Source organism: Amycolatopsis sp. NPDC048633 (genome assembly GCF_040650695.1).
In the GTDB taxonomy this organism is placed as follows: Bacteria; Actinomycetota; Actinomycetes; order Mycobacteriales; family Pseudonocardiaceae; genus Amycolatopsis.
The window spans coordinates 97,329-110,861 of record NZ_JBEZHS010000028.1; the positions used below are offsets into that span (position 1 = coordinate 97,329).

The 13,533-nt window shown below is 66.9% G+C and carries 13 protein-coding genes, 1 tRNA gene and 1 pseudogene; 7 read left to right on the top strand and 8 right to left on the bottom strand.

The window, feature by feature from the left end:
• The first annotated feature begins 226 nt into the window (after positions 1–226).
• The 5 genes from AB0C38_RS36195 to AB0C38_RS36215 all read left to right on the top strand — a co-directional run bounded on the left by AB0C38_RS36195 (position 227) and on the right by AB0C38_RS36215 (position 5,062).
• Positions 227–1,381, top strand: a complete 1,155-nt coding sequence (locus AB0C38_RS36195) for a branched-chain amino acid ABC transporter substrate-binding protein (RefSeq protein ID WP_360682225.1) — start codon at positions 227–229, stop codon at positions 1,379–1,381.
• 112 nt (positions 1,382–1,493) lie between these two features.
• Positions 1,494–2,465 carry a branched-chain amino acid ABC transporter permease gene (locus AB0C38_RS36200; protein WP_360682227.1) on the top strand — a complete coding sequence of 324 codons (972 nt, stop codon included), beginning with the start codon at positions 1,494–1,496 and terminating at the stop codon, positions 2,463–2,465.
• A complete protein-coding gene (locus AB0C38_RS36205; protein WP_360682229.1) occupies positions 2,462–3,589 on the top strand; it encodes a branched-chain amino acid ABC transporter permease in 1,128 nt (375 codons plus the stop codon). Before AB0C38_RS36200 ends, AB0C38_RS36205 begins: the two co-directional genes overlap by 4 nt.
• Entirely contained in the window at positions 3,586–4,359 is a 774-nt protein-coding gene (locus AB0C38_RS36210) for an ABC transporter ATP-binding protein (protein ID WP_360682231.1), read from the top strand. Before AB0C38_RS36205 ends, AB0C38_RS36210 begins: the two co-directional genes overlap by 4 nt.
• Entirely contained in the window at positions 4,349–5,062 is a 714-nt protein-coding gene (locus tag AB0C38_RS36215) for an ABC transporter ATP-binding protein (protein WP_360682232.1), read from the top strand. Before AB0C38_RS36210 ends, AB0C38_RS36215 begins: the two co-directional genes overlap by 11 nt.
• Positions 5,063–5,104: 42 nt before the next feature.
• On the opposite strand, the gene AB0C38_RS36220 is transcribed toward AB0C38_RS36215, so the two are convergent.
• Both AB0C38_RS36220 and AB0C38_RS36225 read right to left on the bottom strand, forming a co-directional pair.
• Positions 5,105–5,644, bottom strand: coding sequence for a DUF4352 domain-containing protein (locus AB0C38_RS36220; protein ID WP_360682234.1), 540 nt, complete (start codon positions 5,642–5,644; stop codon positions 5,105–5,107).
• 34 nt (positions 5,645–5,678) lie between these two features.
• Positions 5,679–6,293, bottom strand: a complete 615-nt coding sequence (locus AB0C38_RS36225; protein ID WP_360682236.1) for a response regulator — start codon at positions 6,291–6,293, stop codon at positions 5,679–5,681.
• A 172-nt stretch (positions 6,294–6,465) separates the two neighbouring features.
• On the opposite strand from AB0C38_RS36225, the gene AB0C38_RS36230 reads away from it, so the two are divergent.
• Positions 6,466–6,539 (top strand) — tRNA-Leu (locus AB0C38_RS36230).
• Positions 6,540–7,153: 614 nt separating this feature from the next.
• On the opposite strand, the pseudogene AB0C38_RS36235 reads toward AB0C38_RS36230, so the two are convergent.
• Positions 7,154–8,449: pseudogene (locus tag AB0C38_RS36235) on the bottom strand (recombinase family protein); the annotation flags it as partial.
• Between the two features lie 515 nt (positions 8,450–8,964).
• Between AB0C38_RS36235 and AB0C38_RS36240 the strand changes: the two are divergent.
• Entirely contained in the window at positions 8,965–9,582 is a 618-nt protein-coding gene (locus AB0C38_RS36240) for a hypothetical protein (RefSeq protein ID WP_360682238.1), read from the top strand.
• A 25-nt stretch (positions 9,583–9,607) separates the two neighbouring features.
• Here AB0C38_RS36240 and AB0C38_RS36245 read toward each other — a convergent pair whose 3' ends face one another.
• From AB0C38_RS36245 to AB0C38_RS36265, 5 genes are read right to left on the bottom strand one after another with little or no spacing between them, the layout of a single operon-like run.
• The gene (locus tag AB0C38_RS36245; RefSeq protein WP_360682239.1) at positions 9,608–12,112 is read right to left on the bottom strand and encodes a BTAD domain-containing putative transcriptional regulator; all 2,505 of its coding nucleotides are present in this window, start codon (positions 12,110–12,112) and stop codon (positions 9,608–9,610) included.
• A gap of 17 nt (positions 12,113–12,129) precedes the next feature.
• Positions 12,130–12,543 (bottom strand): pilus assembly protein TadG-related protein, encoded by a 414-nt coding sequence (locus tag AB0C38_RS36250; protein WP_360682241.1) that lies wholly within the window; start codon positions 12,541–12,543, stop codon positions 12,130–12,132.
• Entirely contained in the window at positions 12,540–12,962 is a 423-nt protein-coding gene (locus tag AB0C38_RS36255) for a hypothetical protein (protein WP_360682243.1), read from the bottom strand. The genes AB0C38_RS36250 and AB0C38_RS36255 overlap by 4 nt, the downstream gene beginning before the upstream one ends.
• A complete protein-coding gene (locus AB0C38_RS36260; protein WP_360682245.1) occupies positions 12,959–13,330 on the bottom strand; it encodes a hypothetical protein in 372 nt (123 codons plus the stop codon). The genes AB0C38_RS36255 and AB0C38_RS36260 overlap by 4 nt, the downstream gene beginning before the upstream one ends.
• A complete protein-coding gene (locus tag AB0C38_RS36265; protein ID WP_360682247.1) occupies positions 13,330–13,524 on the bottom strand; it encodes a hypothetical protein in 195 nt (64 codons plus the stop codon). Before AB0C38_RS36265 ends, AB0C38_RS36260 begins: the two co-directional genes overlap by 1 nt.
• Between the last annotated feature and the right edge of the window lie 9 nt (positions 13,525–13,533).

Consider the following 13,533-nt stretch of genomic DNA (forward strand, 5'->3'; position numbering starts at 1 on the left):
GATACTTAGCATCGCTGCGTGACCAGCGGCGAGCTGTAACGAAACGTCGTTCGCCTTTTCGTGCAATTCGTGTCGGTTGCGATCGTCACGATGTGGACACAGAGTAGTGAGGCCGCCTGTGCACATGACGGGCGAGAGGGATATCTTCCTGCCCTAACCTAGCCCCTGTGTCGGGGGCAACGCCTACCGGCGGCTGGTTGGTCATGGGAGGTAGTCGGTGTCAGGAGTGCGTTTTGGACGGGTTCTCGCCCTCGCGGCGGCGACGTCGCTTGCGCTGGCGGGCTGTGCCGGCGGCAGCAGCTCGTCGGGCAGCGGTGACAGCAGCACGCTGAAGATCGGGTTCATGGGCGACCTGACCGGTGAGAACTCCGGGATCGTGATCCCGCCCAACAACGGCGCCAAGCTCGCCATCGACGAGTACAACGCCACGAATCCTTCGGTGAAGCTCGAGCTGAAGAACTACGACAGCCAGGGCAAGCCGGAGCAGGCCACCTCGCTGGTGCAGACCGCGATCGGAACGGACAAGATCACCGCGCTCATCGGCCCCGCCTTCTCGGGCGAGTCGAAGGCCGTCGGCGGCGTCCTCGAGCAGGGCAAGATCCCGAGCGTGTCGCCGTCGGCGACCAACCCGGGTCTCGCCGCGAACGGCTGGAAGTACTGGCACCGCGTCGTCGCGAACGACAACGACCAGGGCCCCGGCATCGCGAACTTCCTCATCACGGCGAAGTCGCCGAAGAACGCCTACGTCCTCTCGGACGACCAGGAGTACAGCGTCGGCTTGGCGGACGCGTTCGAGAAGACCTTCAAGGACAAGGGCATCACGACCGAGCGCGACAAGTTCGCCAAGGACGCGTCGGACTACTCGTCGACCGTGCAGAAGGTCAAGGCGGCCAACCCGGACGTCATCACCTACGGCGGTTACTACGCCCAGGCCGGCCGGCTGCTCAAGCAGCTCCGTGACGGCGGCGTGAAGGCCGTCTTCGCCACCGGTGACGGTTCGCTCGACCCGCAGCTGGTCTCCGGTGCGGGTGCCGCGGCCGCCGAAGGTGCCGTCGTCGGCTGCCCGTGCAACATCCCGGACGCGGGTGCGACCAACGACTTCGCCACCAAGTACAAGGCCAAGTTCAACGTCGCCCCGGCGATCTACGCGACCGAGGGCTACGACGCCGCGACCGCCATCATCAACGCGGTCAAGGCGGGCAACACCACCGGCGAGAAGATCAACGACTTCCTCAAGACCGAGGACTTCAAGGGCGCGTCGAAGCAGATCAAGTTCAAGGACAACGGCGAGCCGCAGACCAACGCGATCTACGTGTACCAGGTCGTCGGCGGGGTCATCAAGAACCTCGGCGCCTCGACCGAAGCCAAGATCACCGGCTGACGGAGCGGTAGAAACACCTAACGGGAGCGGGGGCGCTGTGTACGGACACAGCACCCCCGCTCCCCGCCAATGTGGCGACCATCCTCGCCCCGTCAGGTAAGGCAACTACGTCATGTTCCAAGATCTGCAGAGCCAGTTTCTGGGCAGCACCATCGGCGGCCTGGTAGCCGGCTCCATCTACGCCCTCATCGCCCTCGGCTACACGATGGTCTACGGCGTCTTGCGGCTCATCAACTTCGCACACTCCGAAATCTTCATGATCGGGACGATGACGTCCCTGTTCATCCTCATCGCCATCGCCGGTGGCACCGCCCCGATCACCGTCGGCGTGGTCGGGATGATCGGCATCCTCCTGCTCATCGCGGTGTCCTCCGCGGCCGTCTCCGGCGGCTCGGCCATCGTGCTGGAGCAGCTGGCCTACCGGCCGCTGCGCAAGAAGGGCGCGACCCGCCTCGCCGCGCTGATCTCCGCGATCGGCGCCTCCCTGTTCCTGCAGGAGCTGTTCGGCCTCGCGATCATCCCCGCGCTTTCGGACAAGGCGGGCAAGGTTCAGCAGAACGCGCCCCGGTTCGTGCCGCACGAGGAGCTGTTCCGGATCGGCAACGGCGTCGTCCGCACCGACCACGTCTTCGTCATCATCGCCGCCGTGGTCGTGATGATCGTGCTCGACCAGCTGGTCAGCCGCACGCGCATCGGCCGCGGCATCCGGGCGACCGCCCAGGACCCCGAAGCCGCCGTGCTCATGGGCGTCAGCATCGACCGCATCGTCCGGATCACGTTCCTGCTCGGCGGGGCGATGGCCGGCGTCGCCGCGGCGCTCTACGTCATGGAATACGAGAACACCGACTACCGGGTCGGCTTCCTGCTCGGGATCAAGGCGTTCACCGCGGCCGTGCTCGGCGGTATCGGCAACCTGCGCGGCGCCCTCCTCGGCGGCATCGTGCTGGGCCTGGTCGAGAACTGGAGCTCGATCTTCCTCGGCTCCGAGTGGAAGGACGTCACCGCGTTCGTGGTCCTCGTCCTCGTGCTCATGCTCCGGCCCACCGGCATCCTCGGTGAATCCCTGCAGCGGGCACGCGCATGAAAGGCGACGGAGTGGCAGACAACAACGAAACCCCGGCGCGCAAGGGTTTCCACCCCATCGACGGCATGCGCGACTGGTGGGCCGACGCGCCGCACTGGCAGCGCTACGGCGTCTACCTCGCACTGATCGTCATCGTCCTGATCCTGCCCGCGCCCTGGATCGGGGCGTTCATGTCCCCGTACTCGGACTGGACGACGGTGCTGATCTTCCCGGTCGGCACGTACATCCTGCTGGCCGTCGGCCTCAACATCGTCGTCGGCCACGCGGGCATGCTCGACCTCGGGTACGTCGCGTTCTTCGCCATCGGCGCCTACACGTGGGCGTCGATCGGCACGAAGTACGGCTGGTCGTTCTGGCCGACGGTGGTGCTGGGGATCTTCCTGGCCGCGGTGTCCGGCGTCATCCTCGGTGCGCCGACCCTACGGCTACGCGGGGACTACCTGGCCATCGTGACGCTGGGGTTCGGGGAGATCGTCCGGATCACGGCGAACAACACCACCGCCATCGGTGGCGCCCCCGGCATCACGAACATCCCGCACCCGGAACCGATCTTCGGGATGGAGTTCTTCCTCGACCCGGCGCCGTACTACTACCTGATGGTGTTCGCGATCGTCCTCGTCATCATCTTCTCGGTGCGGCTCACCAAGAGCCGGGTCGGGCGGGCGTGGGCGGCGATCCGCGAGGACGAGGACGCGGCCGAGCTGATGGGCGTTCCGACGTTCAAGTTCAAGCTGCTCGCCTTCGCCATCGGCGCCATGATCGGCGGCTTCGCCGGCACGATCTACGCCAGCAAGGCGATCTTCATCCAGCCGGAGAACTTCCCGTTCATCCTGTCCGCGACCATCCTGGCCGCGGTCGTGCTGGGCGGGTCCGGCAACCTCCCCGGCGTCATCCTCGGCGCGTTCGTGATCGCCTGGCTGCCGGAGCGGTTCCGGCAGTTCAACGACTACCGCGTCCTGATCTTCGGTGCCGTGCTGGTGCTGATGATGGCGCTGCGGCCGGAGGGCCTGCTGCCGTCGCGGCAGCGCAAGGCCGAACTACGGGAAGGAACCGGCGGCATGGGTGCCATGGGCGCGGAAGTGGCCGGCCCGGACTCCGAGGCTTCGGCGGAGGTGACGAAGTGAGCGCACTGCTCGAATTCGACAACGTGACCATGCGCTTCGGCGGCGTCACGGCGTTGCGCGAGGTCAACCTCAGCATCAACGAAGGCGAGATCTTCGCCCTGATCGGCCCGAACGGCGCGGGCAAGACCACGGTGTTCAACGTGGTCACCGGCGTCTACCAGCCGACCGAGGGCCAGGTCCGCTTCGACGGCGACCGCATCGACAGCATGAAGCGCTTCAAGGTCACCAAGCGCGGCGTCGCCCGGACGTTCCAGAACATCCGGCTGTTCCACAACATGTCGGCGCTGGAGAACGTCATGGTGGGCGTCGACGCGCACCACAAGACGGGCGCGATCGGCGCGACCCTCGGCCTGCCGTGGCACCGCAAGGAAGAAAAGCACGGCCGGGAGCGGGCACGTGAGCTGCTCGACTTCGTCGGCATCGGCGGGGTCGAGCACAACGTCGCGAAGAACCTCTCCTACGGCGACCAGCGTCGCCTGGAGATCGCGCGGGCCCTGGCCACCGACCCGAAGCTGCTCCTGCTCGACGAACCGGCCGCGGGCATGAACCCGGCGGAGAAGAACGCCCTGCAGGCGCTGATCCGCAAGATCCGGGACGACGGCCGCACCGTGCTGCTGATCGAGCACGACATGGGCCTGGTCATGCACATCAGCGACCGGCTGGCCGTGCTCGACTTCGGCCAGAAGATCGCAGAAGGGCTGCCGCAAGAGGTGCAGAACAACCAGAAGGTGATCGAGGCGTATCTGGGGGTGTCCGAAGATGCTTCTTGAGGTCGAGGACATCAACGTCCACTACGGCAAGATCGCCGCCCTCAAGGGCATGAGCATCCAGGTCGACGAGGGTGAGATCGTCTCCCTCATCGGCGCCAACGGCGCCGGCAAGACCACGACGCTCAAGACGATCTCGGGCCTGCGGCCGCTGACCAGCGGCCGGATCGTGTTCAACGGCCAGGACATCTCGAAGACCCCGGGGCACAAGCGCGTGCTGCTCGGGATCGGCCAGTCGCCGGAAGGCCGGGGCGTGTTCCCCGGCATGACGGTGCAGGAGAACCTCCTGATGGGTGCTTACACCCGCAAGGACGACCTCCAGGCCGACCTCGCCGAGGTCTACGAGCTGTTCCCCCGGCTCGCGGAGCGGAAGACCCAGTTCGGCGGCACCATGTCCGGTGGCGAGCAGCAGATGATCGCCATCGGCCGGGCGCTGATGACGAAGCCGAAGGTGCTGCTGCTCGACGAGCCGTCGATGGGCCTGGCGCCGATGCTGATCGCGCAGATCTTCGACATCATCCGGGAGATCAACAAGCGCGGCACGACGGTGCTGCTGGTGGAGCAGAACGCCCAGCAGGCGCTGAAGCTGTCGGACCGGGCGTACGTGCTCGAAACGGGCCGCGTGGTCCAGAGCGCCCGCGGGGCCGACCTGCTCAACGATCCGAAGGTGCGGGCCGCCTACCTCGGTGGCGACCTCGGCGTCTGAGTGTTTTCGCAAGGGGGCCCGGCTTCGTGCCGGGCCCCTTTCTCATAGCTTGATGTCGGTGCCGTCGACGTTCTTCATGTCGCTGATCGTGGGGCCGCCGAAGGCCCGTACGGCGACCGGCTTCCGGTCCTTGGGGATGTCCCAGTAGAGGTCGAACTCGACGCGCACGCCGTGCCCGAGGTCGAACTGGGCGGGCTGGCGCTTGATCAGCATGGCCTGCTCGTCCGGCGGGTGGGTGGCGCCCTGGTCGTCGACGAGCAGTTGCCGTTTCGGGTCGAAAAGGACGCTCGAGGTGCCCGTGTTGGCGATGACGAGCCGGAGCCGGACGTACTGGCCCTTGGCGGGCATCTCGGTGTGGCTGCCGGTGATGCTGGGCAGCCCGGCGGCCAGGCCGATCAGCGTGAACTCGGTGTCGCCGTTCTTCGCGGGCGGCACCTTGAGGGCGGTCTCGTCGGGCCGGACCTGACGCGGCGGCAGTTCATAGGTCGTCGGCGCAGGAGTGCTCGGCGCGGCGGCGTCACAGCCAGCGGTCAGTACCAGTACCAGTCCCAGGACGACGACGGCCGGCAGGCGCAGTTTCACGCTCGTGATTCTGCCCCGCCGGCCGTCGGTCCGGCTAGGTTCCGATGCTTTCGACGACGGCCTCGGCGACGGCCTTCATGGTGGTCCGGCGGTCCATGGCGGTGCGCTGGATCCAGCGGAAGGCGTCGGGTTCGGTGAGGCCCTGCCTGCTCATGAGCAAGCCCTTGGCGCGGTCGATGACCTTCCGCGTCTCGAGCCGGTCGGTGAGGCCGGCGACCTCCGCTTCGAGGGCCTGCAGCTCGGAGAACCGGCTGACGGCGAGCTCGATGGCGGGCACGAGGTCCCGCTTCGCGAAGGGCTTGACGAGGTAGGCCATGGTGCCGGCGTCCCGCGCCCGTTCGACGAGGTCACGCTGGCTGAAGGCGGTGAGGATGACGACGGGCGCGATCCGGTCACCGGTGATCTTGGCCGCGGCTTCGATGCCGTCCAGCTTGGGCATCTTGACGTCGAGGATCACGAGGTCGGGCTTGAGATCGGTGGCGAGCGCGATGGCCTGTTCGCCATCCCCGGCTTCGCCGACGACTTCATACCCCTCTTCGCGCAGCATTTCGACGAGGTCCAGCCGGATGAGCGCCTCGTCTTCGGCGACGAGCACCCGACGCTGCGGCACGGTGGCGGCACCGTTGGCCTCGGTAGCCTGATCGGTCACCGGGGTCCTCCTGAATACTCGGCGGGACGGTCGGTTTCGCGGCTTCCCGCGAACCTGAAGCCTACCGGGAACGATCCAGAAGAAGAGATGGCGTTCACCACGTAGTGGCTCACGCGACACTCCGCCCCGGTAGCGGCCGAAGTCCGGTGATCCCGTAGAGTCGCGGCGTCGCGCCCCCGTAGCCCAACTGGCAGAGGCAACGGATTCAAAACCCGTCCAGTGTGAGTTCGAATCTCACCGGGGGCACGATCCAGAACCCCACGGGCGCGCCCCTCGGGCGTCCCTTGCGGGTTCATCTGGTCGCCAATCCTCTCTGCTGCGCCCGCCACCTTGATGAGCTGGTCAGCGGGCAGGGTGATCGTCATTGTCGCATGCTCGCCCTCGTCGTGGACCTGGACGCTGAGCTGAACCACCTCGAAGAGGGTCCTCAGTAGATCCTCGGGCGCCTTCGCGAGGTTCACCGCCAGGCACGGCAGCGCGTCAAGGAGCGAGAGCGCTTGGTCGCTCGGCTTGCCGGGTACATTCCCGGCTGCCTGGACGACGGCGGCCAGCTTCGCAGCCAAGTCCGCGCGCTGGGCTTCGAGATCGTTGTACCGCCCTCTCAGGGCCTTCGTGAAGGCATCGTTGGGGTCTCCATCCATCGCTTGCCTAAGGACAGACTCCTGCTTCTTGACAAGACCATCCATGGCCTTCTGCAGCTGCGTACGTTGAGCTTCACGCTCGTCGGCCTCACCGGTGTCCATACCCGCCAGCTGGGCATCGAGGATCGCCCGGCGTTCTGGGCCGAAGACGCGGTCGGCGAGGAAGGCGGCGACGGCGTCGAGGAGCGCGTCTTCGCGCAAGTAGAGCGTCTTGGGATGACCGAGGTAGTTGTCCGGCCGACCGCGGTTGTTGTTGCTCGGTCGGCACAGGTAGTAGGCCCGGTCGTGACGGATCTCCCCCACCATCCGACGCCCGCAGGGGCAGAAAATCTTGCCACGGAAGAGGTAGGTTCGCTTCGTCTGCGGGTGCGAGTTCGGCGCGTTGCTCGCACGGGACCGCTGCTTGCTCTGCCGGCGACCGATGAGCTCGTCGTACATCCACTTCGGAATGAGCGGCTCGTGGGCGGGCTCGGGCGACCAGATCCATTTGACCGGGTCGTTGTGCTTGCCTCGGCCCGACCGGGTGGCACGGCGGTTGTAGACCTGGTAGCCGGTGTACTTGGGGTTCCGGAGGATGTCGTTGATGCTCGACCTGCTCCAGCACCCCCTCGCTCGACGACCACCGGGTGGGCTCGGCGGCGGGTGCTTCACGAGGTCTTGGTTGAGCAAGTCCGCGATCACGTCGGTGCCCAAGTGGTCGTAGTAGACCCAGGCCGCGATCTGCGTCACAGTCTCACCGCAAGGTCCGTCCGGCTCGAGGCGGGTCTTCGTGATGCCCTTGGCCGCCTTCGCCGGGTTCGGGTGCCGGAAGGTCTTGGCCTTGTAGCCGTAACAGGGCTTGCCGATGTTCCAGCCTTCTCGCACGTGGGTGCAGAGGCCGCCCCAGGACTGCTCGAGGGTGTTCAGGACTTCGTACTCGGCGACGGACTGGTTGATCCGGCGTTGCAGGATCCGCTGGGCTCGGCTGCCCGAGACGCTGATGGTCTCGTTGGCCGCGAACAGCGAGACTTCGCACCGCTCGAGGTCTCGCTCGACCGAGAGTCCCTCGTAAGCGCGGCGAGCCACCCGCGCGATGCTCTCGCAGATGACGACGTCGAACCGGCGGTCCGGGCTCGCTGCTTCCGAGAGCAGGTCGGCAATGCCGCCATCGCGGGCAATCGGGATGTCGAACCGGTCGTAGTGGTCGCCACGGCCGCGGCGCTCGAGTTCCATCCGGCCGGACTCGACGTCGTAGAAGTGCGCGACGATGACCCAGGATTGGGGCAACGCGGCCTTGGAGTTGCCCAGCTGGCGGAGGATCGACTGCCGGGGGTCCTGCTGCTCCTCGGTGGACGTCCGCCCCAGGAAGGCGACACGGACCTCGTCACGCAGCAGGGCAAGGGGCATGCCGAGGGGTGAGACAGCATGGTCGGAGAGTCCCGACGGCCCCGAGACACCGGGGCCGTGGTCTCGCTGGCCGAAGCCGCTCAAGCCCGGAGCCGGCGGGTTGATGTGCACTCGATCGTATGAAGTCATGACGGGTCAGGTGTCCTCAGCAGACTCAGCAGGATGCGCTTCCGCAGCCCAGCGAAGGAGGTCTGCCGATACGCGAGCAAGTCGGGAGCGCAGGTTTTCTGCGCTTACGCCGTGAATTAGCTCGACACGACCACTGAAACAGCAGGTTTCACCGCGTGAGCGTTCCTTACCGTAACACGATTTGGACTCAGCCCGCCTCGGTGGCATTGCGAACCCTGCATCGCACCGCTGCATCTGCACCTTTGGCTTGTCGACCTCTTCATCCACCGAGACCTGCCCCGAGACTTTGACCGAGACCGACGAGACTCACCGCTCAAATAAGCCGGTCGCTCGCGAGACCCATCAGAGAGTGACGCCCTTCTCCGAGACAAGCAGTAAATACGTTGCCATTCATTCGCGAGACCGATGACAGAAGGCATGCACCGATCGACCCCTCGTAACAACAACTGGTCTCGCAACGACTGACGCAGGGCAGAAGTCCGCACATCAGGTCTCACAGACTTGCCGGAGGCACGATGCCCACGGATCAGATCTTCATCAAGACCAACCGCTTCCTCTTCGGCAGGTGGGGCTTCCTGGCCGGACTACTGTCCGGTCTTGTCGTGATGATCGGCTCCCGCTACTGGCCGTTCGACCACGACCCGGATGGGTGGGCGGGGCTCGGCCAGTGGTTCGGCGGCCTCGGAGCATTCTTTGCGGCCTGGGCAGCCCTTCGCATCTCACGAAAAGAAACCACTCGCGAGAACCGACGAGAATGGGAACAGGCACGGGTGCAAGCGTTCTACGTCAAGGTGTCACAGGTACAAGTCGCGAGCCAAGGCGTCCGAGTGCAGATCGAGAACCGGGGCGAGTCACCGATCATCGAAGTGGACGTTGCTGCGATCCATGTTCACTTACCGTCGGAAGATCGCAAAATTCTGTGCAGAGCCACCGACGGAAAGCGCTCGGTCCTCCTGAGAGAGGACGCCCCCTGGGAGCCGTGGGCCTTGCCTGATGACGGCAGATTACAGGAAACGATAGCTGACATCGAGGCCAGCGGCGGTAACACGGAGATCGAGGTCGTCTTCGAGGACGTCGGCGGAACGAAATGGCGGCGCATCGGCTCCCAACCACCCGAACAGATACGTTCCTGAACTTAACTTCGACGCAGCGAGTTCGTCAGCCAGGCCGTAAGGCGGTCACTAGCTGAGTCGTCTCCTCGTCGAGTTCGATGTCGAGCGAGACGGCAAATGAATCCAGTCTGTCGGCGATCTCGCGCAGTCCTGCCACGTTGCCGGCGCGGTGTTCGGCTCGGAGTAGGTCTCGATAGAGGAGTTCGCTGACCGGGTCGGCCTGGAGTCCGCGGACAGCTGCCCGGCGCGCGGTCGTGAGGTCGCCGGCGTCGTAGCTGGCGGCGGCCAGCGCATGCGCTACATCGACAACGGCGTCGATCATCTCCCGCTGGATCCACGAGCTCCATGCGTACCGGCCTGACGGGACGTTGCTCAACGGCAAGCCCGATACCAGCTCCATGGCATCTTTCAGCTGGTCGATCGAGGTCTCGGGGTCTGCGAGACCACGGCGAGACAGGTCTCGGAACTGGTCCCAGTCGCTCTCGAAGGCTTCCGAGAGCCGGTAGCCGCCTCGTCTCGCGTCGACGTTCGGGAGGTACAGCTCGCCGTCGGAGTCTCGGCCGAGCCAGGTGCGCAGGCGCGAGATGTAGCCCTGGCGGGTCGCCGGCGACCACGGTGCGGTGTCGGTGCCGAGCTGCCGCGAGATCTCGTCCGCGTTCGCTCCGGGGTGGAGGCTGAGGAAGGCCGCCAGCTCGGTCAGCCGGTTGATCTTCTTCGCCTCGACGGCCGCGGGGTCGACGCCGATCAAGCTGACCGGGCCGAGCAGCCTGATCGCGGGAGCCCGGACCTCGCGGGCGACAGCGGAAGGTGAGGGCATCGGCTCGGGTTGAGGTTCTGGCTCGGGGGCTTCCGGTTCAGTGCGGCCGGCGGTGAGCTGGGTGACCTGGTCGGGCGTCAGCCGTTGCAGCTCGACATCCATGTCGAGCTCGGCGACGAGGGTGCGACCAGTTCCGGCATCCAGGCTCCACGCCCCCGGGAGGACCTCGCCGTCCGGGACGACCGCCACGATGGCGGCGACTCGCTCATCTACAGCTGCAAGGTCGCCGAGCTGAGCGTGGTTTACCGGCACAGCCGAGAGGATCACGGAGCGACGAGGTTCGGTCGCCACGGTCTGGAGAGCTTCGCCCCAGTTCTCGGCGAATCGAGCTTGGTCGGCATTGCAGGCGGCAGTGCGCATGCCTGTTCCGATAAGGACGATCATGATGTCGCTGGTCCAGCGGGCGGAGAGAAGGTCCCACGTCATCGCGGCCAGCACAGCGCCGACGTCCTCCGGGCCACCTCGCACCGCGATCAGGCCCGCCTGCTCGAGGTTCGCCAGCACCAAATCGCTCTCACTCGTGTGGCCCAGGGAGACCAGAGCTGGATAGGGAGCCAGATCTTCGTCCACCTCGGACGCACTCGGCTGCTCGCTCAACAGCCACTCGGTCTCCGTCAGAGCGGTGAACGGACGGATGACTTCGGCGGGTCGAGCAAGCCGGAGGCGAATCCCGTTTGCTCCGATGCTTGCCCCAGCGACCGCGGGCAGCTCAGATCCGTCTCGGCGAGCGTTGCGGGCCATCGCTCGCAGCGCGCGGTCGAGCTGCTGCACTGACGGCGTTTCGACGACGGCCTGCTGACGCACACGCCCGCGCCGCGCGGACATCAGCAAGAGCAGAGACGCCACCAGCACTCCCCCGGCGCCGGCGAGCAGCGCGGGCGGCACGCCGCTGTCCTGTTCGACGGCAGGCGCGGCCTCGGCGGGACGTGGCGTCGCAGGCGGGACGACGGCTGCGGGGTGAGATGGGGCCGGCGTACGCACCGGAGCCGGAGTTGGTGGCGCACTCGGAGTGGGCTTCGGGTCGTGGCCCGGCAGCCGGAGGACATCGCCGGGGTGCAGCTGGTCCGGGCTGGTGAGCGGGCGACCGGACGGCTGCGGGCGGTCTCGGTTGAGGTCGAAGATTTCCTGATAGCGGTGAGCGTCGCCGAGCCGGTCACGGGCGATCTCGGACAGGGTCTGCCCGGGCCGGACGGTGACCTCGCCGGACTCCGGCAGCTGGAGAACCCAGCCGGGCTTCAGCAGTTCTGGGTCGCGAAGCGCGCCGCCGCCGGGCTGCGGGACTCCGCGGTTGAGTTCGTAGATCTCGCGGTAGCGACCTGCATCGCCGAGCTCGGCCGCGGCGACCGAGCTGAGGTTGTCGCCGGTGACGACGATGTGAGGCGGTACCTCGGCGGCTTCGGCCGTCGCCGTGCCGGCCAGCAGCAGGAGCAGCACTCCGGCAGCGAGACGCTGAGCCCAGCCGAAGCCCGGCAGTCGCAGAGCTCGTGTCCCGCGAAGGGTCGCTGCGGCTTCGACGCCGAAGGCGACGAGCAGTTGGAGCCATGCGATCAGGCCGATGCCCACCAGCAGCAGGAGAAACAGGCTGCCGTCGTCGCGAGTGGTCAGCCAGGTGAAGACGTCGTCGAACCGGTCAGGCAGGTACGCGGTGCGGAAGTGCCACAGCGCGGCAGGAGGGCCCCCGATCAAGGCGCTGATCGCCGTGAGTCCGGCGAGAGTCCGGAGTGTGATGCGCATGGTGTGCTCCTCCCGGCTCAGTCCGCCGAGACGAGGACGGCGGCACCGTGGCCGTGAACGGTGAACTCGGCGATCCCGACGGAGCCGAGGAAGATCGTGGTGCGGCTGATGACGGTGTCGACGACGACTTCGCGCTCGTCGGCGTGGGCAGTGCCGGTGACTCCAGCCGACGCGATGTAGCGCTGTGCCTCTGCCTCGGCGACGGCCGGCTCGACGTCGGCGTCAGAGCCGTTCGCGAGGGAGCGTGCGTGCAGGGCCTGCGCGCCAGCGCGGGCGGCTTCTTCGGCGATGGCTGTCGCCTGCGAGTAGGCCAGGCCCTTGCGTGTTCCGTCGATGGCGAAGCCGACCGCGATGAGCAGCGCGAGGCAGAGGCCGAGCATCAGTACCGACGCCGAGCCGCGTTCATCGCGAAGAAAGCCGCGGGGCTTCATGATCGTGAGCCGTAGCGGTCGATCGGCGAGCAGAACTGCGCCTGTAGCGTCTTCGAACCCCCAATAGCGGGGATCGCGAGGCCGTCCAGCGGGACGTCGCAGGTGATCGTGGCGGTGACATATCCAGGCTCGCCGAGGGACTTCGCGAAGTCCTCGGCATCGACCGCAACCTTGAGGCTGCTGCAGGTCAACTGCTGCTCGGCCAACACTTCGCGGGCGCGGTGCTCGGCGGCCACAGCTGCGGCGTCGCCATCTCGGGCAATGGACGCGGCGCGGGCAGCCGACCGCGCAGCTTCGTCGATCGCCGCGTCGGCGACCAAAACGCGGACCCCGACCAGTCCCAGCCCTAGAAGCAGGAACAACGCAGTCACGCCGACTGCCGCTTCGACGGTGACGTCGCCGCGCTCGTCGCCGGTCATGGCTCGATCCGCTCGATCGGGCCGGACGCCGTCTGGCTGATAGGAAACCGGGCGAACGGCACGAGCGAAGCCGCCTCGCCGGTCACGGTCACGGTGATGTGGTCGCCGTCCGTGCCGGCCCGCGCGCGCACGTCGGAAAGCCAGGTGCCGGTGACGTCGCGGGTGTACGTCTCGGCGGCCGACGCTGCGGTCGCCGGATTCGCCGGCGGGAGTCGGGCCGACCGCACGCCGTCCCGCGCGGCCTCCAGCGCGACGCCGCGACCGAGAAGGACGAACGCGATCTGGATGCCCGCCCACGCGACGAGCAAGATCGCGCTGTAGATGACCGCGGCGGCGACGTTGTCGTCGCCGCGCTCGCCCGCGAGCATCAGTGGCCGCCGATCAGCGGAAGCTTGCCGTTGACGAAAGCCGTGATGCCAGCGCCGATCAGCGTGGCGACGGTGATGCCGAGCGCGGCGTAGAAGGCCTTGGTGATGTTTTCGTCGCCGCGTTCGCCCTCAGCGGCGAACTGACTCAGGCGCGCCTGGAGGTACAGCCACCAGAACGTGATCTTGCCGAGCATGATCTTCTC

Excerpts from the sequence above, each read along its gene's own strand:
- AB0C38_RS36265 (WP_360682247.1), bottom strand. The coding sequence starts at position 13,524 with ATGCTCGGCAAGATCACGTTCTGGTGGCTGTACCTCCAGGCGCGCCTG.
- AB0C38_RS36240 (WP_360682238.1), top strand. The coding sequence starts at position 8,965 with ATGCCCACGGATCAGATCTTCATCAAGACCAACCGCTTCCTCTTCGGC.
- AB0C38_RS36245 (WP_360682239.1), bottom strand. The coding sequence starts at position 12,112 with ATGCGCATCACACTCCGGACTCTCGCCGGACTCACGGCGATCAGCGCC.
- AB0C38_RS36200 (WP_360682227.1), top strand. The coding sequence starts at position 1,494 with ATGTTCCAAGATCTGCAGAGCCAGTTTCTGGGCAGCACCATCGGCGGC.
- AB0C38_RS36260 (WP_360682245.1), bottom strand. The coding sequence starts at position 13,330 with ATGCTCGCGGGCGAGCGCGGCGACGACAACGTCGCCGCCGCGGTCATC.
- AB0C38_RS36205 (WP_360682229.1), top strand. The coding sequence starts at position 2,462 with ATGAAAGGCGACGGAGTGGCAGACAACAACGAAACCCCGGCGCGCAAG.
- AB0C38_RS36215 (WP_360682232.1), top strand. The coding sequence starts at position 4,349 with ATGCTTCTTGAGGTCGAGGACATCAACGTCCACTACGGCAAGATCGCC.
- AB0C38_RS36250 (WP_360682241.1), bottom strand. The coding sequence starts at position 12,543 with ATGAAGCCCCGCGGCTTTCTTCGCGATGAACGCGGCTCGGCGTCGGTA.
- AB0C38_RS36255 (WP_360682243.1), bottom strand. The coding sequence starts at position 12,962 with ATGACCGGCGACGAGCGCGGCGACGTCACCGTCGAAGCGGCAGTCGGC.